Annotated in this window: 16 protein-coding genes; 10 read left to right on the forward strand and 6 right to left on the reverse strand. The window is 57.7% G+C overall.

Annotation, left to right across the window (positions count from 1 at the left end; all coding sequences use genetic code 11):
• Nucleotides 1–439: 439 nt before the first annotated feature.
• Together KDX39_RS22060 and gbcA are read right to left on the reverse strand one after the other, a co-directional pair.
• Nucleotides 440–2209, reverse strand: a complete 1770-nt coding sequence (locus KDX39_RS22060) for a fibronectin type III domain-containing protein (protein ID WP_231661800.1) — start codon at nt 2207–2209, stop codon at nt 440–442.
• A gap of 213 nt (nt 2210–2422) precedes the next feature.
• Entirely contained in the window at nt 2423–3721 is a 1299-nt protein-coding gene (gbcA, locus tag KDX39_RS22065; protein ID WP_231661801.1) for a glycine-betaine demethylase subunit GbcA, read from the reverse strand.
• 311 nt (nt 3722–4032) lie between these two features.
• Here gbcA and gbcB point away from each other — a divergent pair, with 311 nt between their 5' ends.
• Nucleotides 4033–5133: a glycine-betaine demethylase subunit GbcB gene (gene gbcB, locus KDX39_RS22070; RefSeq protein ID WP_231661802.1), complete on the forward strand. Its 1101-nt coding sequence runs from the start codon at nt 4033–4035 to the stop codon at nt 5131–5133.
• Between the two features lie 21 nt (nt 5134–5154).
• On the opposite strand, the gene KDX39_RS22075 is transcribed toward gbcB, so the two are convergent.
• A complete protein-coding gene (locus KDX39_RS22075; protein WP_210071489.1) occupies nt 5155–6195 on the reverse strand; it encodes a threonine aldolase family protein in 1041 nt (346 codons plus the stop codon).
• Between the two features lie 98 nt (nt 6196–6293).
• Between KDX39_RS22075 and KDX39_RS22080 the strand changes: the two genes are divergently transcribed.
• Together KDX39_RS22080 and alaC are read left to right on the forward strand one after the other, a co-directional pair.
• Nucleotides 6294–7040, forward strand: coding sequence for a TraX family protein (locus KDX39_RS22080; protein ID WP_231661803.1), 747 nt, complete (start codon nt 6294–6296; stop codon nt 7038–7040).
• 231 nt (nt 7041–7271) lie between these two features.
• On the forward strand, nt 7272–8486 hold the full coding sequence (gene alaC / locus KDX39_RS22085) for an alanine transaminase (RefSeq protein WP_029244127.1): 1215 nt from the start codon (nt 7272–7274) through the stop codon (nt 8484–8486).
• A gap of 45 nt (nt 8487–8531) precedes the next feature.
• Here alaC and KDX39_RS22090 read toward each other — a convergent pair whose 3' ends face one another.
• Nucleotides 8532–9275, reverse strand: a complete 744-nt coding sequence (locus KDX39_RS22090; RefSeq protein ID WP_231661804.1) for a hypothetical protein — start codon at nt 9273–9275, stop codon at nt 8532–8534.
• Nucleotides 9276–9722: 447 nt separating this feature from the next.
• On the opposite strand from KDX39_RS22090, the gene glyA reads away from it, so the two are divergent.
• From glyA to fdhA, 7 genes are all read left to right on the forward strand, one after another.
• A complete protein-coding gene (gene glyA, locus KDX39_RS22095; protein ID WP_099228679.1) occupies nt 9723–10976 on the forward strand; it encodes a serine hydroxymethyltransferase in 1254 nt (417 codons plus the stop codon).
• 17 nt (nt 10977–10993) lie between these two features.
• Nucleotides 10994–12244 carry a sarcosine oxidase subunit beta family protein gene (locus KDX39_RS22100; protein WP_002555602.1) on the forward strand — a complete coding sequence of 417 codons (1251 nt, stop codon included), beginning with the start codon at nt 10994–10996 and terminating at the stop codon, nt 12242–12244.
• A 15-nt stretch (nt 12245–12259) separates the two neighbouring features.
• Entirely contained in the window at nt 12260–12556 is a 297-nt protein-coding gene (locus KDX39_RS22105; RefSeq protein WP_024685489.1) for a sarcosine oxidase subunit delta, read from the forward strand.
• Nucleotides 12553–15573: a sarcosine oxidase subunit alpha gene (locus KDX39_RS22110; protein WP_231661805.1), complete on the forward strand. Its 3021-nt coding sequence runs from the start codon at nt 12553–12555 to the stop codon at nt 15571–15573. Before KDX39_RS22105 ends, KDX39_RS22110 begins: the two co-directional genes overlap by 4 nt.
• A 120-nt stretch (nt 15574–15693) precedes the next feature.
• Nucleotides 15694–16326 carry a sarcosine oxidase subunit gamma gene (locus KDX39_RS22115; RefSeq protein WP_099228676.1) on the forward strand — a complete coding sequence of 211 codons (633 nt, stop codon included), beginning with the start codon at nt 15694–15696 and terminating at the stop codon, nt 16324–16326.
• 71 nt (nt 16327–16397) lie between these two features.
• Complete coding sequence (gene purU, locus KDX39_RS22120; RefSeq protein ID WP_043305535.1) at nt 16398–17255, forward strand: formyltetrahydrofolate deformylase; 858 nt, start codon at nt 16398–16400, stop codon at nt 17253–17255.
• 246 nt (nt 17256–17501) lie between these two features.
• Nucleotides 17502–18701, forward strand: a complete 1200-nt coding sequence (fdhA, locus tag KDX39_RS22125) for a formaldehyde dehydrogenase, glutathione-independent (RefSeq protein WP_231661806.1) — start codon at nt 17502–17504, stop codon at nt 18699–18701.
• Nucleotides 18702–18807: 106 nt separating this feature from the next.
• Here fdhA and KDX39_RS22130 read toward each other — a convergent pair whose 3' ends face one another.
• Nucleotides 18808–19884 carry an RHS repeat-associated core domain-containing protein gene (locus KDX39_RS22130; RefSeq protein WP_231661807.1) on the reverse strand — a complete coding sequence of 359 codons (1077 nt, stop codon included), beginning with the start codon at nt 19882–19884 and terminating at the stop codon, nt 18808–18810.
• Between the two features lie 355 nt (nt 19885–20239).
• Nucleotides 20240–21316: an RHS repeat-associated core domain-containing protein gene (locus tag KDX39_RS22135; RefSeq protein ID WP_231661808.1), complete on the reverse strand. Its 1077-nt coding sequence runs from the start codon at nt 21314–21316 to the stop codon at nt 20240–20242.
• Nucleotides 21317–21365 lie beyond the last annotated feature (49 nt).

The following is a 21365-nucleotide window of genomic DNA, read 5'->3' on the forward strand; positions in this document are numbered from 1 at the left end:
CTGTTGGCGTCCCTGTGGGCAAGTTGTTCGTGATTCGCCGAAAGCCCCGTTTTATAAGGCTTTCAAGGGTTTGTACAAAAAATAGTCAATTGACGCATGCCAGCGCTGCTTTGCTCGATTTACGTTGCAAATCTTGATTTTTAGCAGGTTTTCCACAATCTGCGTCACGCAACGCCAAGTTGTACCCAAAGTCTGTTGGTGCTTCTGTGGATAACATGTTCGCGATCGGCTGCGTCCCTTGACTGACGGGGACTGTAGCGATTTGGTCAAAAAATAGACAGCTCTTGAGGCGGCTCTCTTTCAGCTCTTCAGGTTTCAGTATGTCTGGCTTGAAAACGACTTACCCAGAGTTCTCGAACGGGTCCTGTGGGTAAGTCATTTTAATCTTGCCGTGTAACGCCTGCTCCAAGTGAGTTCTACTGGCATAGCGCGTCAGGGACTAGCGCCGTTTGGCTCTCAGTGCATAAGGCACCCAAAGCGTGAAGGCTTCCGGGGGCGTCCAGCCTGAGTTTGAAACGTGAGCCACGATGCAGATGTACACAATGCCCTCATAACTCACCAGATCGTCCACTTTGTAGCTGTGGTCCAACACCCATTCGTGCACATCACCGCCGTCCTCACCTTTGGTGGCAGTTTTCAATATATTGCTGGGGCCGGAAAACACGTTGCCGGTGTCCCTTGCGAAGACCACATACTCATATTGGGTGTTGGCGGTCAGCCCGCTGTCTGTGAAGCTGGTAGCGGGCGCTTCGATCTCGGCAATCTGGTCTCCATTTCGAATCAAATCGTATTCCATCAGCGGGTACAGGCCGACGGACGATGGGTTCCACAGCAGCGAAATGCTTGTTGTCGTTATCTCTGTCGTGTGCAGATCGGTCGGAGCGGTCGGCCGCTCGCCTCCACCTTCTACCTTGGTACTGACACTGATGACGGCAGATTTATCTGAGGTGACGTGATCCGTGTCAGTTGCTGTGATCTGATAATCGTAGGCTTTGCCCGGTTCAAGACCTGTGTCTACGAACGGAGGATGTGTCGTTTCAGGCAGGTGAACGCCGTTACGATACACGTCATATCTCAGGACTGGCTTATTCCACTCCACGAGATCCCATAGCAACGTGATGGAGTCGGTGGTTTGTGTCGTTGACCTGAAGTGTGTGGGCGCTGGCGGTTTGTCCGGTCCTGGTTGTTCGCCTTCAGTCAGATAGCCATAACGAGTAACGAACTCCCAGTCATAGGGCTTGCCATCCTTGTCTTTGCCGTCATCCCAATTGATAGACCACGTCATCAGGCCGCGAATCGGATTGCCGTCGCTTTCCAGATCTGCCATCGCGTCTTTTATATCCTGAGGGTCAATCACATAGCCGGTAGCTGCCCCGTCATTGTTGCTCGGCAAGCCGATGGCGAGACGGTCGGCTGGAATAGATGAGAACCCCCGTGTGCCATTGATCAGGCTGTCGGTAAGGTAATAAAGAAATTCCTTTTTCTGGTCATCGTTGTTTTGAGTGATCCAGGCATTCAGTTCATCAACCCATATGCCATCACCGCCTTGGTTGTAATACTGCGGTGCAATGAAGTCATAGTAGTTTTCAAGGGCTGAAATGTAGGCAAGGTAAGGCCCGGATTCCCGGAGATAAGGAAACTCTGGCGCCATGCTGATAATGAAATGCTTGCCTTCGGTTTTGTAGTGGTCGCGCACCAGTTTCAGTGCAGCAGGTAATACCGTAGCGTTATCGGCGAAGGTGATTGCGGTCTGTTCAAGATCGATGTCCAGACCGTCAAAGCCGTAGACCTCGACCAGCCGGCAGATTTCAGCGGCCAGCGCGGCCTCCTGGCCCGCATGCAATTCAATGTGGGCATCGGCGCCACCCAGAGAAATCAGCACCGCTCTGCCTTGTGCGTTCAGCTTGGCGACCTCGGCACGAAACTCTGAATCGGTCCCTTTGTAAGGTTTGAAGGTCGGGATGCCGTTGCCTTTCATGAAGGCCACTGCCACCACGTTGTAGGCTTCTGGAACCTCACTCAGGGACATTTCCTTGAACATGCCCTGCTGATAACCCTGGCCAGGTTCTGGCCCCCAGTTGTGCCAAAAACCCATGAGGATATTTTTTTGGGACATATCCGGCATGTCGGAGGCCGCATCGGCTTTACGCTTTTTGAAGTGCGAGATATAGCGGTTTATGTATTTTTTGAATAAGTAGCGAGTGAACATGTTTTTCTCCGTGCACTAAATAACGTACGCATGAGGTGCGTCGTACGTTTCCATTCCGTTGGAACGTCAAACAAGTTTAGTCGGAGAAAAAGCTGTGCAACGCCGGTCATTAGCGGGGCGGTGCATATTTAAAGGATACAAGACAGGTGGTAGACAGTCGTGAGTACGAAGTTCAGGTATGATCTGAACTTCGTGGGTCTATGTGCTGAGCCTTTATTCGTGATTGACCGCCACACCTTTCAGATACGGCGCAGGTTCGGCCCCCAGGTTTTCCAGCATGCGCGAGCTGTACCAGTCGACGAAGTTGACCACCCCAAACTCATAGGTCTTTGAATAAGGACCTGGCTGGTAGGCTGTGGAGTTGATGCCACGCTGGTTTTCTTCGGCCAGACGACGGTCCTGATCGTTAGTGGCGTCCCAGACCTGACGCATGCGCTCAACGTCGTAATCCACACCTTCGACCGCGTCCTTGTGGACGATCCACTTGGTGGTGACCATGGTTTCCTGAGCGCTGATCGGCCAGACGGTAAACACAATGATGTGATCGCCCATGCAGTGGTTCCAAGAGTGCGGCAGGTGCAGGATGCGCATCGAGCCCAGGTCCGGGTTCTGGATGCGGCCCATCAGTTTCTTGCAGCCGACCTTGCCGTCCAGGGTCATCGACACGGTGCCTTTGAGCAGTGGCATACGCACGATGCGGTTGCGCAGGCCGAAGCTGGCGTGGGCGTAGGGAATCTTCTCGGCCTCCCAGGCGGCGGCGGAGGCGGCCACGTGGTCCTTGAAGGCCTGATCGGCACGCGGGTCGGTTACGTCGTCCCACTCCAGCAGGGTCTTGAGCAGTTCGGGGTGGGAAGCGTTGCAGTGGTAGCACTCGCGGTTGTTTTCGAGCACCAGCTTCCAGTTGGCCTTTTCCATCAAGGTGGTCTGCACCGCCACCTTGGTGTTCTCCATGTCGTAGGGTTCCATGTAATGGCGCAGGGTCGACAGGAACTCGTCGATGGCCGGCGGGTTTTCCGCCAGGCTGATGAAAATGTAACCGCCTGCGGTTTTCACGTTCACCGGCTTCAGGCCGAACTGTGTCATGTCGAAGTCGGCACCCATCTCGCTGCCGGCATACAACAGGCGGCCATCCAGTTCGTAGGTCCACTGGTGATAGTGGCAGACCAGCTTGGCCACCTTGCCTTTCTCGGCGGTGCACAGACGCGAGCCCCGGTGACGGCAGACGTTATGGAACGCGTTGACCGCTCCGTCCGGGCCGCGCACGACCAGAATCGGATTCTTGCCGATCTGCAGTGTCAGGTAATTGCCCTTGGCCGGGATTTCACAGGTCATCCCCGCAATGAGCCACTCCTTCTGGAAAATCTCCTGCATGTCGATTTCAAACAGCCGCTCATCACTGTAGAAAGGCTGCGGCAACGAATACGTGCGTTCACGATTCTGCAGCATCTCGGCAGTGGCCTTGCGTGCAGGTTCCAGCAAGTCGCCCAGGCTCAGGGTTGCGTTGACGTCCATCGTTAAATCCCTCATGACCGCGTCTGAAGGCGGCCTGCGAATGTGGCTGATACGGTTGTTGTAGCGCTGCACGCAGGGCGACGGATCAGTCGTCCTTGCTTGGATTGCCCTTGGTGGCGAGTGTGGGGGCGGGCGCGCGGTGAACCTTATCCATGCGCGACATGGCCGAATCCGTTCCCGACGCGAAACACCTTGTCTTTGGGGGCTGGTCGCCGTAAGTACGTGAATGTCGTTGATGGATAAGTGACGACGTCTTCGGTTAAGCAGAATCCGCACCATAAGAGGCCGACAGTCGGCCGTGGAGATACTGTATGTCCCAAAGTTTCCTCAGCCCGGTCACAACCCAGACATGGGCCAACGGGCGCCACCTGGTACGTGTCGTCAAAGTCATCCAGGAAACCTGGGATGTACGCACTTTCTGCTTCATGGCCGACCAGCCGATCCTGTTCTTTTTCAAGCCCGGCCAGTTCGTGACCCTTGAGTTGGAAATCGACGGCGTGCCTATCATGCGCTCCTACACCATCTCCAGTTCGCCGTCGGTGCCCTACAGTTTCTCGATCACCGTCAAGCGTGTGCCGGGCGGCAAGGTCTCCAACTACCTGCACGACACATTGCACGAAGGCCAGGAGCTGGCCGTGCACGGGCCGGTCGGTCTGTTCAACGCCATCGATTTTCCCAGCCCGAAGATTCTCTACCTCAGCGGCGGTGTCGGCATCACGCCGGTGATGTCCATGGCGCGCTGGTTCTATGACACCAACGCCAACGTCGACATGGTGTTCGTGCACAGCGCCCGCTCGCCCAAGGACATCATCTATCACCGCGAGCTGGAACACATGGCGTCGCGGATCGACAACTTCAGCTTGCACCTGGTCTGTGAAAAACACGGTCTGGGTGAGCCGTGGGCCGGTTATCGCGGTTATCTGAATCAGAAGATGCTTGAGTTGATGGCTCCGGACTTCATGGACCGCGAAGTGTTCTGCTGCGGACCCACGCCCTACATGTCGGCGGTCAAGCGTCTGCTGCAGGAAAACGGCTTCAACATGGCGCAGTACCATGAGGAATCCTTTGGTGCGACTCCACCTGAGGCACGCGCCGATGCAGTCGAGCAGGCGGAAATCGCTGCCGATGCACCGGACATCGATATTGCCGATCTGCATCAGGTCGAATTTACTGACACCGGCAAGAGCATTCGGGTGGGGCCTGGTGAAACCGTCCATGCCGCTGCCGCCAAGCTGGGCCTGATGATCCCCAAAGCCTGTGGCATGGGGATCTGCGGCACCTGTAAGGTGATGAAAGTCAGCGGCGAAGTGGAGATGGAGCACAACGGCGGCATCACCGACGAGGACGTCGCAGAAGGCTACATTCTCTCTTGCTGCAGCGTGCCGAAAGGGGACGTGCGGATCGAGTATTGAGGTCTGCTCAGGTGAGGCAGGTCAGCCCTGCATCACCTGTCGGATGTCGGCTGCCAGCTCGCGGACGCGCTCTTCTTCGGTGTCCCACGAGCACATGAAACGTGCGCCGCCGTTGCCGATGAAGGTGTAGAAACGCCAGCCCCTGGCCGTCAGTGCCGCAATCGCGGGTTCGGACAATTGCAGGAAGACGCCGTTGGCCTCTACCGGGAACATCAGTTCCACGCCTGGAATATCCTTGACCAGATCCGCCAGCAGCTGTGCGCAACGGTTGGCGTGACGGGCGTGTTTGAGCCACGCGTCGTTCTCCAGCAGACCGACCCAGGGCGCTGACAGAAAACGCATCTTCGACGCCAGTTGTCCGGCCTGCTTGCAGCGGTAATCGAAGTCCTCAGCCAGGTCATGGTTGAAGAACAGGATTGCTTCACCCACCGCCATGCCGTTTTTGGTGCCGCCGAAACACAGCACGTCAACGCCCGACTTCCAGGTCAGTTCGGCCGGAGAGCAGTCCAGAAATGCGCAGGCGTTGGAGAAGCGCGCGCCGTCCATATGCAGATGCAGGCCCAGTTCCTTGCAGGTTGCGCTGATTGCCTTGAGTTCTTCGGGTTGATAGACGCCGCCGACTTCAGTTGCCTGGGTGATGGTCACAACCCGAGGCTTGGGGTAGTGAATGTCCTGACGCTTGAGGGCTACTTCACGGATCGACTCAGGGGTCAGTTTGCCGCCTGCGCTGCGGGCGGTCAGCAGCTTGGAACCGTTGGAGAAAAATTCCGGCGCACCGCATTCGTCGGTTTCGACGTGAGCCGTTTCCGAACAGATGACACTGTGGTAACTCTGGCACAACGATGAGAGCGCCAGCGAGTTGGCGGCTGTTCCGTTGAAAGCGAAGAACACCTCGCAGTCGGTTTCGAACAAACGGCGGAAATCATCCGACGCCCGCGCAGTCCATTGATCGTCGCCGTAGGCCCGTTGATGACCCTTGTTCGCCTGTTCCATGGCTGCCCAGGCTTCGGGGCAGATACCGGAATAGTTGTCACTGGCGAACTGTTGGCTTTGGTCTGTCATGGCCGATTCCTTATGGGCTTATGGTGCGCACTGTACCGAATAATGAGGGTTGCGGTCATGTCTCGACGACGTGACACGCTGATAACGTCAGGAGCGATATGGATCTTTCCAACCCGCCTTTTCTGCCGGGACGCAACAAGGCGCTGGACCTGCTCAAGTGGCTGGCGATGCTGAGCATGGTGCTTGATCATCTGCGCTACGTGGGCTGGTCGGTCAACGAGCTGTACGTGCCGGGCCGTTTTGCCTTTCCCTTTTTCTGTCTGGCCATCGCGGTGAATCTTTCACGGCGCAGCGCAGCGGTGATCGCGCCGCGTGTGCAATGGCGATATCTCTTGTGGCTGCTGGCATTCGCCGCGCTGTCTGAGATTCCCTATAGGCTGTTCATGGCTGATGCGACGGTGCTCAATGTGATGCCGACCTTGCTGCTCGGTTTGCTGATTGCGCAGGGTTGGCAGCATCAAACACCCGTAACGAGAGTGATGGCGCTTGTCGCATTGCTGCTGGGGGTGATGTTTCAGAAATACCTGATGTTCGGGTTTGCAGGTGTGTTATTGCCGCTGGTGTTTCTTCTGGTGCTGAACAGATCGCTCGGTTATGCGGTTTTTCCGGCAGTGTTCTGCATAGCGGGCAATGCCTGGCCCGAGATGTTTGCGGGTGCAGCGTGGGGCGATCCGATTTCCATCGGGTCGCTGATTGCCTGTCTGCTCGCGCCGGTGCTGGGTCTGGCGTTGCTTCGTGCCAAACCGCGATTCAGGGTCGTGCCGATGCGGCGCTGGGCGTATGCGATCTACCCGTTGCATTTTCTGGTACTGCTGGGGTTGCGGGAACTGCTGAGGGTGGTCTGAACATTCGGAATTGCTGTTCGTCCCTGACACAGTGCTTTCTTGCAGCAAACGCCTCCCATCTATTCGCATTCGTTCAGAGAGACTCAGGCTCAACGCAAGCAGCTGACGAGATAAGGCACGGTGATTGTTGCTAGACAAAATGCCAGCACTGCATTTATCTTCCGCAGCAGGCCGCCTCATGTGGCCAACGTCGCTCGGACGGTTCCGGGCGCTTACGTCTGCGAGATTCTCATGGCCGACCAAGGTTCGCCGCGCCGCTTTGCGCGCATCGATCGACTCCCCCCTTACGTGTTTAACATCACCGCCGAGCTGAAGATGGCTGCCCGCCGTCGAGGTGAGGACATCATCGACCTGAGCATGGGTAACCCCGACGGGGCCACGCCGCCGCACATCGTCGAAAAACTGGTCACTGTCGCCCAACGTGAAGACACGCACGGCTACTCGACTTCGCGTGGCATTCCGCGTCTGCGTCGGGCGATTTCCAACTGGTACAAAAAGCGCTATGAGGTCGATATCGATCCCGAGAGCGAAGCCATCGTCACCATCGGCTCCAAAGAGGGCCTGGCGCACCTGATGCTCGCCACGCTGGATCAAGGCGACACTGTGCTGGTGCCCAACCCCAGCTACCCGATCCACATCTATGGTGCGGTGATTGCCGGCGCCCAGGTGCGCTCGGTGCCGTTGGTGCCGGGTGTGGATTTCTTCGCCGAGTTGGAAAAAGCCATTCGCGGCTCGATTCCCAAGCCGAAGATGATGATCCTGGGCTTTCCGTCCAACCCTACCGCACAGTGCGTAGAACTGGACTTCTTCGAGCGCGTCGTGGCGTTGGCCAAACAGTATGACGTGCTGGTGGTTCATGACCTGGCCTACGCCGACATCGTCTATGACGGCTGGAAAGCGCCGTCGATCATGCAGGTGCCCGGTGCCAAGGACATTGCGGTTGAGTTCTTCACCCTGTCCAAGAGTTACAACATGGCGGGTTGGCGCATCGGTTTCATGGTCGGCAATCCCGAGCTGGTGAATGCGCTGGCGCGGATCAAGAGCTACCACGACTACGGCACCTTTACGCCGCTGCAAGTGGCCGCTATTGCTGCGCTGGAAGGGGATCAGCAGTGCGTGCTCGACATCGCCGAGCAGTATCGCCAGCGTCGTAATGTGCTCGTCAAAGGCTTGCATGAACTGGGCTGGATGGTCGAAAACCCCAAGGCGTCGATGTACGTCTGGGCGAAGATCCCTGAAGCCTACGCACATCTGGGCTCGCTGGAGTTCGCCAAGAAGCTGCTGCTCGAAGCCAAGGTGTGCGTCTCGCCCGGTGTCGGGTTCGGTGAGTACGGCGACGATCACGTGCGTTTCGCGCTGATCGAGAATCAGGACCGGATTCGTCAGGCGGTGCGCGGGATTCGCGGCATGTTCCGTGCGGATGCACTGGTTGCGCCGAAAAGCTGACCGCCATTGCTCATACGCCAGGGTTGCGACGACACTTGGCGTTTCTTACGCTTGCGTCGGTGAATTCGGGGTCGGGGCCGGCCCCGCTGGCAACGGCGTGTGCTTGATGAGCGGAGTGAACGGCGTTTCAGAGAGCGTGGTAACGCCGTACACGACAGACAGTTCTGCCGAACCGCTTTCCACATAATAGTCGCCCGGCACTGCACATCGGACCGCTTCAGCCTCCGTTACGGTTGTTGAGTAGCTTGCTCCTTCAACAGTACGAATATTGACCGAGGCCCGGCGGTCTTCAGACATTCTGATGGTTCTGTCCATCACAATATCCTGCTCGGAGTCACTCACGTAAAACATCGAACCTTTGGGTAGATAAAGAGGTATGTCCGATTCGATGGCGTCGGGTGCGACGGGCGCGGGTATTTCCCACAGGTAGATGTCGGCCATGACGGTGCCATCTGAATAGGAAATGACCTTGAAGATAACGGAGTTGAAGGCATCGTTCTGATGAATGATGTCTTGAGTGGTCGCGTAAAGCCTGGCGTCGGTTATCGACGTTGTGGTGGTAAGCGTCGTCTCCATGCCCTCGATGTAGACCGTTACCAGCGCCTCGAGAGTTGGCAATTCCTGAATAGTCCTCAGCTTGACCTGGCCTAGCAGATTCGAATCATGAAGCACGCCCTGAGAAAGGAAGAGCAGCGGTTCGAGAGCGGGCACCTGGTGGCTTTTTTGAGCGCTCAGCGCTTTCCATAGTGCTGGCGTCAGGGTATGCGTTCTTGCGATCAGGTCCATCATGGTCTCCTTCCTGGTGTCGGCGAAATCCAGTCCGTTGAATAAAAAGAGTGAGCTGTCCGCGTTGTTACTGACCCTGTTGTTACGGTCCCTGTTGTCCAGCGCCATCGACCGCTTTACATCGCCAGATTAGGTTTCTGCGTCTGCCCCCGTCTACTGTCAGAACTGGCAGGTGCTCTGCCTTTGTTGCGCTCATGCGCTACGTTTTCCTCGGATGCACCGGGCTTTTTGCGGACAAGTCCGCGCCCTCGGTCTCGAATCGTGCTCGCGTCGGAGCGCGGCGCATGAGGAACGATCAGTGGGGCCGATTTGGGCAATGTCGTAAACGCACCTTTGTGTGGCGTCCGTAGGCATCTGGGCGGGCAGCGTCGGCCATACCATCGCTTGCAAGGGGCAATCCTCATGCCCGACCTATAAGACAGGCGCAGCGCCGCCGCTGGGAGAACCGCGATGTTCAGCAAGCAAGACCAGATCCAGGGTTATGACGACGCACTGTTGGCAGCGATGAATGCCGAGGAGCAGCGTCAGGAAGACCATATCGAGCTGATCGCCTCGGAGAACTACACCAGCAAGCGCGTCATGCAGGCCCAGGGCAGCGGCCTGACCAACAAGTACGCCGAAGGCTATCCCGGCAAGCGCTATTACGGCGGTTGCGAGCATGTCGACAAGGTCGAGCAACTGGCCATCGAGCGCGCCAAACAGCTGTTCGGTGCCGGTTACGCCAACGTCCAGCCACACTCCGGCAGTCAAGCCAACGCAGCTGTCTATCTGGCACTGCTGCAGGCAGGCGACACGGTGCTGGGCATGAGCCTGGCCCATGGCGGCCACCTGACCCACGGTGCGAAGGTCAGCTTTTCTGGCAAGTTGTACAACGCCGTGCAGTACGGCATCGACACCAACACCGGCCTGATCGACTACGACGAAGTCGAGCGTATCGCGCTGGAAAGCAAACCGAAGATGATCATTGCCGGTTTCTCGGCCTACTCCAAGACGCTGGATTTTCCGCGTTTCCGCGAAATTGCCGACAAGGTCGGTGCCTACCTGTTCGTCGACATGGCCCACGTAGCCGGTCTGGTTGCCGCAGGTCTGTACCCGAACCCTCTGCCGTACGCCGACGTGGTCACCACCACGACCCACAAGACTCTGCGCGGTCCACGTGGCGGGCTGATTCTGGCCAGGGCCAACGAGGAGCTGGAAAAGAAACTCAACTCCGCCGTGTTCCCCGGCGGTCAGGGCGGCCCGCTGATGCACGTCATCGCCGCCAAGGCTGTGTGCTTCAAAGAAGCCATGGAGCCAGATTTCAAAGCCTATCAACAACAAGTGATCGATAACGCCCAGGCCATGGCACAGGTGTTCATTGATCGCGGCTTCGATGTCGTTTCCGGCGGCACCGACAACCACCTGTTTCTGGTCAGCCTGATTCGTCAGGGCCTGACCGGCAAGGACGCCGACGCGGCACTGGGTCGTGCGCACATCACCGTCAACAAGAACTCGGTGCCCAACGATCCGCAATCGCCTTTCGTGACGTCCGGTCTGCGCATCGGCACCCCGGCTGTGACCAGTCGCGGCTTCAAGGTGACTCAGTGCGTCGAGCTGGCAGGCTGGATCTGCGACATCCTCGACAATCTCGGTGACGCCGATGTCGAGGCCAACGTTGCGAGTCAGGTCGCCGCACTGTGTTCCGATTTCCCGGTTTATCGCTGAGTCAGGAGTAGCCCTACATGCAGCATTACTCAGGCTTCGGCCTTCTCAAGCACTCCCTCAGCCACCACGAGAACTGGCAGCGCATGTGGCGCACGCCAACCCCTAAAAAGGTCTACGACGTGGTCATCGTCGGCGGCGGCGGGCATGGACTGGCGACTGCCTACTATCTGGCCAAAGAGCACGGCATCACTAATGTGGCCGTGGTCGAAAAGGGCTGGCTGGGCGGTGGCAACACGGCTCGTAACACCACCATCGTGCGTTCCAACTACCTTTGGGACGAATCGGCTCACTTGTATGAGCACGCGATGAAATTGTGGGAAGGGCTGTCACAGGATCTGAACTACAACGTCATGTTCTCCCAGCGTGGCGTCTATAACCTTTGCCATACCTTGCAGGACATGCGTGATTCTGAGCGTCGTGTCAGCGCCAACCGTCTCAATGGCGTGGATGGCGAGTTGCTCAACGGCAAGCAGGTGGCGGAAGAAATTCCTTATCTGGACTGCTCGAAGAACACCCGTTACCCGATCATCGGCGCGACGGTTCAGCGCCGCGGTGGCGTTGCCCGTCACGATGCCGTGGCCTGGGGCTTCGCCCGTGCTGCCGATGCACTGGGCGTGGACCTGATCCAGCAGACCGAAGTCATCGGTTTCCGCAAGGAAAACGGTGTGTGCATCGGTGTCGAAACCAATAAAGGTTTCATCGGCGCCAAGCGCGTCGGCGTTGTGACCGCAGGCAACTCCGGCCACATGGCCAAACTGGCGGGCTTTCGTCTGCCGATCGAGTCCCATCCGCTGCAAGCGCTCGTGTCCGAGCCGATCAAACCCATCATCGACAGCGTGATCATGTCCAACGCCGTTCACGGCTACATCAGCCAGTCCGACAAGGGCGACCTGGTGATCGGTGCCGGTATCGACAGCTGGGTCGGCTACGGCCAGCGTGGTTCGTACCCGGTCATCGAACACACCATCCAGGCCATCGTCGAGATGTTTCCGGTGTTGTCCCGCGTACGCATGAACCGTCAGTGGGGCGGCATCGTCGACACCACGCCGGACGCCTGCCCGATCATCTCCAAGACGCCAGTCCCGAACATGTTCTTCAACTGCGGTTGGGGCACGGGCGGCTTCAAGGCCACACCCGGCTCGGGCAACGTGTTTGCCGCAAGCCTGGCCAAAGGTGAAATGCATCCGTTGGCCAAGCCGTTTTCCATCGACCGTTTCCACAACGGCGCACTCATTGACGAACACGGCGCAGCGGCAGTCGCCCACTAAACAGGAGAAACACCTATGTTGCATATCTTCTGTCCTCACTGTGGCGAACTGCGCTCCGAAGAGGAATTCCACGCATCGGGCCAGGCGCACATTCCGCGCCCGCTCGATCCGGGTGCCTGCACCGACGAGCAGTGGGGCGATTACATGTTCTTCCGCGACAACCCGCGCGGCCTGCACCACGAGCTGTGGATTCACGCAGCCGGTTGCCGTCAGTACTTCAATGCCACGCGCAACACCGTGACCTATGAAATTCTCGAAACCTATCCGATTGGCGCGAAGCCGCAGTTCACGGACAAGGGAGACAAGGTATGAGCCAGAGCAATCGACTGCCCAACGGCGGCCGTATCAACCGTAGCAAGGTGCTGAATTTCACCTTCAACGGTCAGACCTATCAAGGCTTTGAAGGCGACTCGCTGGCGTCCGCATTGCTGGCCAATGGCGTCGACATCATCGGCCGAAGCTTCAAGTACTCGCGTCCACGCGGCATTTTTGCGGCAGGCTCCGAAGAACCGAACGCCGTATTGCAGATCGGTGCGACCGAAGCCACGCAGATCCCCAACGTACGTGCCACTCAGCAAGCCCTGTATTCGGGACTGGTCGCGACCAGCACCAACGGCTGGCCGAGCGTGAACAACGACGTGATGGGCATCCTCGGCAAGGTCGGCGGCAAGTTGATGCCGCCGGGCTTCTATTACAAGACGTTCATGTACCCGCAGTCCTTCTGGATGACGTACGAAAAGTACATCCGCAAGGCGGCAGGTCTGGGGCGCTCGCCGACCGAGAACGACCCGGACAGCTACGATGCAATGAACCAGCACTGCGACGTGCTGATTGTCGGCGCTGGTCCTGCGGGGCTCGCGGCGGCTCTGGCCGCGGCGCGCAGTGGTGCCCGCGTGATTCTGGCCGACGAGCAGGAAGAGTTCGGCGGCAGTCTGCTCGACAGTCGCGAAAGCCTGGATGGCAAGCCGGCCATCGAATGGGTGGCTACTGTCATTGACGAGCTGAAAAGTCTGCGCAACGTGACCCTGTTGCCTCGCGCCACGGTCAACGGCTATCACGATCACAACTTCCTGACGATTCATGAGCGCCTGACCGATCACCTCGGCGACCGAGCGCCCATCGGCATGGTGCGTCAGCGTATGCACCGTGTGCGCGCCAAACGGGTGGTGCTGGCGACCGGTACTCACGAGCGTCCATTGGTCTACGGCAACAACGATGTGCCGGGTAACATGCTGGCCGGTGCCGTCTCTACCTATGTACGTCGCTACGGTGTGGCGCCGGGCAAGAAGCTTTTGCTGTCCACCAACAACGATCATGCCTATCGCGTTGCGCTGGATTGGCTGGATGCCAGTCTGCCAGTGGTGGCGATCGCCGATGCGCGCCACAACCCGCGCGGTCCGCTGGTGGAAGAGGCGCGTGCCAAAGGCATCCGTATCCTGACCGGCAGCGCTGTGATCGAAGCCCGTGGCACTAAGCGCGTGACGGCTGCACGTGTCGCCGCGATCGACGTCAAGTCACACAGCGTGACCAGCCCCGGAGAGTGGCTGGAGTGCGATCTGGTTGCCAGCTCCGGCGGTTACAGCCCGATTGTTCACTTGGCGTCGCATTTGGGCGGCAAGCCGGTCTGGCGCGAAGATATTCTCGGTTTCGTGCCGGGCGAAGCACCGCAGAAACGCGTTTGTGTCGGCGGCGTGAACGGTGTTTACAGCCTGGCGGACAGCCTGGCCGATGGTTTTGAAGGTGGCGTGCGCGCTGCCAGCGAAGCGGGCTTCAAGGTGGTCGAAGGCGTCATGCCTAAAGCCCTCAGCCGCGCTGAAGAGCCGACCCTGGCGCTGTTCCAGGTGCCGCACGAAAAAGGCACTGCTCGTGCGCCGAAGCAATTCGTGGACCTGCAGAACGATGTCACCGCTGCGGCTATCGAGCTGGCGACCCGTGAGGGCTTCGAGTCGGTCGAGCACGTCAAGCGCTACACCGCGCTGGGCTTCGGCACCGATCAGGGCAAGCTGGGCAACGTCAACGGTCTGGCCATCGCGGCGCGTTCGCTGAACGTGTCGATCCCGGAAATGGGCACTACCATGTTCCGCCCCAACTACACGCCGGTGACCTTCGGCGCGATTGCCGGTCGGCATTGCGGCCATGTTTTCGAGCCGGTGCGGTTTACCGCTCTGCACGCGTGGCATGTGCGAAACGGTGCGGAATTCGAAGACGTCGGTCAGTGGAAACGTCCGTGGTACTTCCCGAAAAACGGCGAAGACATGCACGCCGCTGTCGCCCGCGAATGCAAGGCCGTGCGCGCCAGCGTGGGGCTGCTGGACGCCTCGACACTGGGCAAGATCGACATTCAAGGGCCAGACGCCCGTGAATTCCTGAACCGCATCTACACCAACGCCTGGACCAAACTGGACGTGGGCAAGGCGCGTTATGGCCTGATGTGCAAGGAAGACGGCATGGTCTTCGATGACGGTGTGACTGCCTGCATCGCCGACAACCATTTCCTGATGACCACCACTACCGGCGGCGCTGCACGCGTTCTGCAATGGCTGGAAATCTATCAGCAGACCGAGTGGCCGGACCTGAAGGTCTACTTCACCTCTGTGACCGATCACTGGGCGACCCTGACGCTGTCCGGCCCCAACAGCCGCAAGCTGCTCAGCGAAGTCACCGACATCGATCTTGGCCGCGAAGCCTTCCCGTTCATGACCTGGAAAGAAGGTCTGGTGGCTGGCGTACCGGCCCGGGTGTTCCGTATCTCCTTCACTGGCGAACTTTCCTACGAGGTCAACATTCAGGCCGACTACGCGATGGGCGTGCTGGAGAAGATCGTCGAAGCGGGCAAGCAGTACAACCTGACGCCCTACGGCACCGAAACCATGCACGTTCTGCGAGCCGAGAAAGGTTTCATCATCGTCGGTCAGGACACAGACGGCTCGATGACCCCGGACGACCTGAACATGGGCTGGTGCGTCGGTCGTACCAAACCGTTTTCGTGGATCGGCTGGCGCGGCATGAACCGCGAAGATTGCGTGCGTGAACAGCGCAAGCAACTGGTCGGCCTCAAGCCGGTTGATCCGAACCAATGGCTGCCGGAAGGTGCGCAACTGGTGTTCGACACAAAGCAGGCGATTCCGATGAGCATGGTTGGTCACGTGACCTCCAGCTACGCGCACAATTCGCTGGGTTATTCATTTGCAATGGGTGTGGTCAAGGGTGGCTTGAACCGCATGGGCGAGCGCGTGTTTGCACCGTTGGCCGATGGCAGCGTGATTGAGGCCGAGATCGTTTCCTCGGTGTTCTTCGATCCGAAGGGCGAGCAGCAGAACGTGGAGTAAATGCGTGATCGGATCGTTCCCACGCTCCGGCGTGGGGAATGCCTCTCTGGACGCTCCGTGTCCGACGCAGGAACGATCATGTACGCCGTGCCTTACAACAGAATTCAAAACAGGTGATCCATGACCACAGTCAATGTTTACCCACAACGCCCGACCACCGACGTGAAAGCCGAGTCGCCGTTGTTTCACGCGAGTCTGGAAAGCCTTGTCGGCAAAGGCCGCGCCAGTCCGGGCGTGTTCTTGCGCGAGAAGAAGCTGCTGGGCCACCTGACTCTTCGTGGTGATGCCCACGATCCGGCGTTTGCTGCTGGCGTGCACAAGGCGCTTGGCATGGAGTTGCCCGCAGCACTGATGCTGGTTATCAGTGGTGAACGTTCGCTGCAGTGGATGGGCCCGGACGAGTGGCTGCTGATCGTGCCGAGCGGCGAAGAACTCGCTGCGGAGCAACAACTGCGTGAAGCATTGGCGGGCTTGCACATCGCAATCGTCAACGTCAGCGGTGGCCAGTCGATTCTCGAGTTGACCGGTCCCAGGGTTCGTCAGGTCCTGATGAAATCCACCAGCTACGATGTTCACCCGGACAACTTTCCAGTGGGCAAGGCCGTCGGCACGGTGTTCGCCAAGTCGCAACTGGTGATCCGTCGTACAGGCGAAGAAACCTGGGAACTGCTGATTCGTCGCAGCTTCGCCGATTACTGGTGGCTGTGGCTGCAGGATGCGTCGGCCGAGTATGGTTTGAGTGTTCAGGCTTGAAGTGAATGGTGTCTGATCCAGCGTCTTCGCGAAGACCTGACAGGCGATAAGGATTCAGGAGTATTCGCTTAATGAGTCGTGCCCCCGATACATGGATTTTGACTGCCGACTGCCCCAGCGTCCTGGGTACGGTCGATGCCGTGACCCGCTTTCTGTTCGAGCAGGGTTGCTACGTGACCGAGCACCACTCGTTCGATGATCGCCTGTCGGGACGCTTTTTCATTCGTGTCGAATTTCGCCAGCCCGACGGCTTCGACGAAGAGGGTTTTCGCGCAGGTCTGGCCGAGCGGGGCAGCGCGTTCGGCATGATATTCGAACTGACTGCGCCCAACTACCGGCCGAAAGTCGTGATCATGGTGTCAAAGGCGGATCATTGCCTGAATGACCTGCTATACCGCCAGCGCATCAATCAGCTGTCCATGGACGTGGTCGCGGTGGTGTCAAATCACCCCGATCTTGAGCCACTGGCAGCGTGGCACGGAATTGCGTACTACCATTTCCCCCTCGACCCCAACGACAAACCTGCGCAAGAGGCCAAGGTCTGGAAGGTCATCGAAGAGTCCGGTGCCGAACTGGTGATCCTTGCCCGCTACATGCAAGTGCTGTCACCGGATCTGTGCCGCAAGCTCGATGGCAAGGCGATCAACATTCACCATTCATTGCTGCCCGGTTTCAAAGGGGCGAAGCCTTATCATCAGGCCTACAACAAGGGCGTGAAGCTGGTGGGTGCAACGGCGCACTACATCAACAACGACCTGGACGAAGGCCCGATCATCGCGCAGGGCGTGGAGGTGGTCGATCACAGTCACTATCCCGAGGACCTGATTGCCAAGGGCCGTGACATTGAAGGGCTGACACTGGCTCGCGCCGTGGGCTATCACATTGAACGGCGGGTGTTTCTCAACGCCAACAGGACGGTGGTGTTGTAGGGTTTCACAACACAATCACAGGGATCACAGGAGTCACAGGACTGTGGGAGGCGGCTTGCCGGTGATGGTGTCAGACCGGCTATCCGCAAGTCGCCTGAAAACACGCATCGCGGGCAAGCCCCTCCCACCGTCATGGTTTCCCTGCAAGTTACAACACAAGCAACCCAGAGCAATCGGTGCGTTGCTGCAACATCAATAAAAGCAGCGCATTTCTCCGCTACAACACAATAAAAGCGAGGTGAAAGCATGTCTGGTAATCGCGGTGTAGTGTATCTCGGCGCTGGCAAGGTCGAAGTGCAAAGCATTCCTTTCCCCAAAATGGAAGACCCACGCGGCAAGCGTATCGAACACGGTGTGATTCTGCGCGTGGTGTCCACCAACATCTGCGGCTCGGACCAGCACATGGTTCGCGGCCGCACCACTGCCCAGACCGGGCTTGTGCTCGGCCATGAAATCACCGGTGAAGTGCTTGAAGCCGGTCGTGATGTGGAACATCTGAAAGTCGGCGATCTTGTGTCCGTGCCGTTCAACGTGGCATGCGGCCGCTGCCGCAGTTGCAAGGAACAGCACACGGGCGTCTGCCTGACCGTGAACCCCGCTCGTGCGGGTGGGGCCTACGGTTATGTCGACATGGGCGACTGGGTCGGCGGTCAGGCGGAGTATGTGCTGGTGCCTTACGCCGACTTCAACCTGCTCAAACTGCCGGATCGCGATGCTGCGATGGAAAAGATCCGCGACCTGACCTGCCTCTCAGACATTCTGCCCACCGGCTACCACGGCGCAGTGACCGCAGGTGTCGGGCCGGGTAGCACTGTGTACGTGGCCGGTGCCGGGCCGGTGGGTCTGGCAGCGGCGGCTTCGGCGCGTTTGCTGGGCGCTGCGGTGGTGATCGTAGGGGACGTCAATCCGACCCGTCTGATTCACGCCAAGGCTCAGGGTTTCGAGATTGCCGACCTGTCGCAGGACACGCCCTTGCATGAACAGATCGCTGCGCTGCTGGGCGAGCCTGAAGTGGATTGCGCAATCGATGCGGTGGGCTTCGAGGCGCGCGGGCATGGCCATGCCGGTGCGCAGGCAGAAGCGCCGGCCACGGTGCTCAACTCATTGATGGGCGTGGTGCGCGTCGCGGGCAAGATCGGCATTCCCGGGCTGTACGTCACTGAAGATCCAGGAGCCGTGGATGCCGCTGCGAAAATGGGCAGCCTGAGTATCCGCTTTGGCCTGGGTTGGGCCAAGTCTCACAGCTTCCACACCGGCCAGACGCCGGTCATGAAGTACAACCGCCAACTCATGCAAGCCATCATGTGGGATCGCATCAAGATCGCTGACGTAGTGGGGGTCGAGGTCATCAGCCTTGATGATGCGCCGCGTGGTTATGGCGAGTTCGATGCGGGTGTGCCGAAGAAGTTTGTGATTGATCCGCACAGGTTGTTCAGCGCGGCGTGATGTTGACGGCTGCATGAGAGCGATGGATGTGTTGTGTCCGGGCTTGAGAAAGGTGGGTGTTTCCCAAGTCCGGTCGCAGTTACATCACCCGCTGATGGGCCATTGATCAACGACTCGTCTTCGGAAGGAAATCGACAATCTCGTCTTGATCTGTTGGGAGGAGAATCTTATGTTTCCTCTTTGAGTAGTACTCGGCCACAGCGCTATCTGACTGTTTCGGGTATTGTTTTCGAATATCAGCGACGGTCCTGGCAACGCCTTGCACACTCCGGTTATCTGCAACTTTACCCTTGAAACCGGTGACGGGCTTTTGGGTGAGATCTGCAAACTCAGCAGCAAATGAGGTCTGGCCTCCATCTGCCGAATAGCAGAAGATCAAACGTATCTGTTTATACTTCTCCAAGTCATAGCCCTTTTGTTGGAGAAAACTGTGGATTTGTTTTGCTGAGAAGACCATCTTATTCATAACCATTTTCCAAGCGGGAGACCCTTCAGACCTTCCTCCATGCGCTGAAATATTCAGCCTCTTCTGTCCTTCGATCACATCCTCGAAGGTATAAGCATCTTCACTCAGAGGGATGAAATTCTTCATCTTTGGATTGGTTGCACGAGGGGATTTTTTAATGAGCCCCATGAACCTAAAAGCCCTTTTGATGAAGGCAGGCGTGTGCCCTGTGGAATCGTCTCGATTGACCGGATCGCCCATGCAATACGCATACGCATTCAATCCGCCCTCGCCAAACGGACTCAAACTGTCCGGGCTGTTGAACCTCATCAATACCGGATTGAACGCTCTGTAACCGTTGCCCAGAAGATAGTGCCCGGTTACCCGATCTGCCTGTTGGCCATTGAAGCCGGGTAGGCTCATGGAATTGGCTTGCGGATGCCGATGACCATACGGCGTAAAGGAAGCCCTCTCCCCGGGTGTCGCAATGACCGATGCCTGCTGGTCGATCGCGAGCAATGCATGCGTTGTCGTCTGGTTCTGCCCCACCCGAAGCGCCAACAGTTGTTCATCGGCGTGCAGCAGTGTGTGCTGTGTGTGTCCCTGAAGGTGCGTAGTCAGACGGTTCTTTTTATAGAAAAGCTTCAGGCTGATTTGACCTTGAAGTTCGCTGCGTGCCAAGCGATCCATCGCGTCATAGTGATAACGGCAAAGCTGTGCCTGTGCGATCAAGCTCATGGGGCTTACCTTCTCTGACGTGAATCACTCAGGTTTGAGCCTGCTCGAAATCCGGTTCGCAGCCTAGCTATCAGAATCGTCAGGTGTAAGTGTGCTCAGTGTAGTAAGGCAGAATCGTGTTGCTGAATAAGCACCGTTATTAAAACGCTGACAGCGTTGTAAACAGATCTTTTGTGAGTATCGCCATGGTCATTAGATACAGTGGTCAGACGTGGTGTAACGATCAAAATCGCTGATGTGCTGCATGGCTATGGCGAGTTCGATGCGGGTGTGCCGAAGACGTTTGTGATTGATTCGCACACGTTGTGCAGCGTGACGTGGTCTGGAGCGGGCAGCTCAGGTTGCCCGCTCCAGATCAGACGGAAGTGGAGGAGTTGCTTCTCCCAAACCAGTAGGGGGCGTAGCTAAAGCTTTTGCCACGCGCTTTGTGTTTTTTGGAAGAAGAGAGCTCGAACAGGTTTTTACGCATGATTTCGATTCTGATGGCATTTCCACTCAGCTTTTCTTCAGCAGTTACAGTTTTCCGGTAGCCCAACGTGGGGAGGCCGGTTTGACGTGAGAATTGTTTTGCGAACGGCATAAGGGTGTCAGCAGAGTAACACGCGATGATGTGCGCACTTTCGTAGTTTTCGAACACGGTGCCTTGTTCTTTTAGTTCAGCGATCAGATGCTCTGCACCTACGTATTTTTGCTGGGCAAACAGCGTGCTGTTACTGGCAGTACCGGGGAGTGCGCCATGTGCGTTGACGACCAGCTGTTTTTGTCCTGACCCGATATCGTGATCGTAGATATTAATCTCTTCCTTCACCGTTCGTTTATTGCTCAGTTCCAGGCGCACAAAGGCGTCTTTAGCCTCCGGAGGCGGTGTATTTATGCGCGCCAGCCATTTGCGAAAAGGTTTCATGAACGCAGGTATGAGCCCTGTCGGATCAACCTGATTAACCGGGTCCCCCTTGCAATAGGCATACGCATTCAATCCTCCCTCGCCAAACGGGCTCAAACGGTCCGGGCTGTTGAACCTCATCAATACCGGATTGAGCGCTCTGTAACCGTTGCCCAGAAGATAGTGCCCGGTTACCCGATCTGCCTGTTGGCCATTGAAGCCGGGTAGGCTCATGGAATTGGCTTGCGGATGCCGATGACCATACGGCGTAAAGTAAGCCCTCTCCCTAGGTGTCGCAATGACCGATGCCTGCTGGTCGGTCGCGAGCAATACATGCGTTATCGTCTGGTTCTGCCCAACCCGAAGCGCCAACAATTGTTCATCGGCGTGCAGCAGAGTGCGCTGTGTGTGTCCCTGAATGTGCGTAGTCAGACGGTTCTTTTTATAGAAAAGCTTCAGGCTGATTTGACCTTGAAGTTCGCTGCGTGCCAAGCGATCCACCGCGTCATAGTGATAACGGCAAAGCTGTGCCTGTGCAATCGAGCTCATGGAGCTTACCTTCTCTGACGTGAATCACTCAGGTTTGAGCCTGCTCGAA

It is taken from the genome of Pseudomonas sp. CDFA 610, from assembly GCF_021147865.1.
Taxonomy (GTDB): domain Bacteria; phylum Pseudomonadota; class Gammaproteobacteria; order Pseudomonadales; family Pseudomonadaceae; genus Aquipseudomonas; species Aquipseudomonas alliivorans.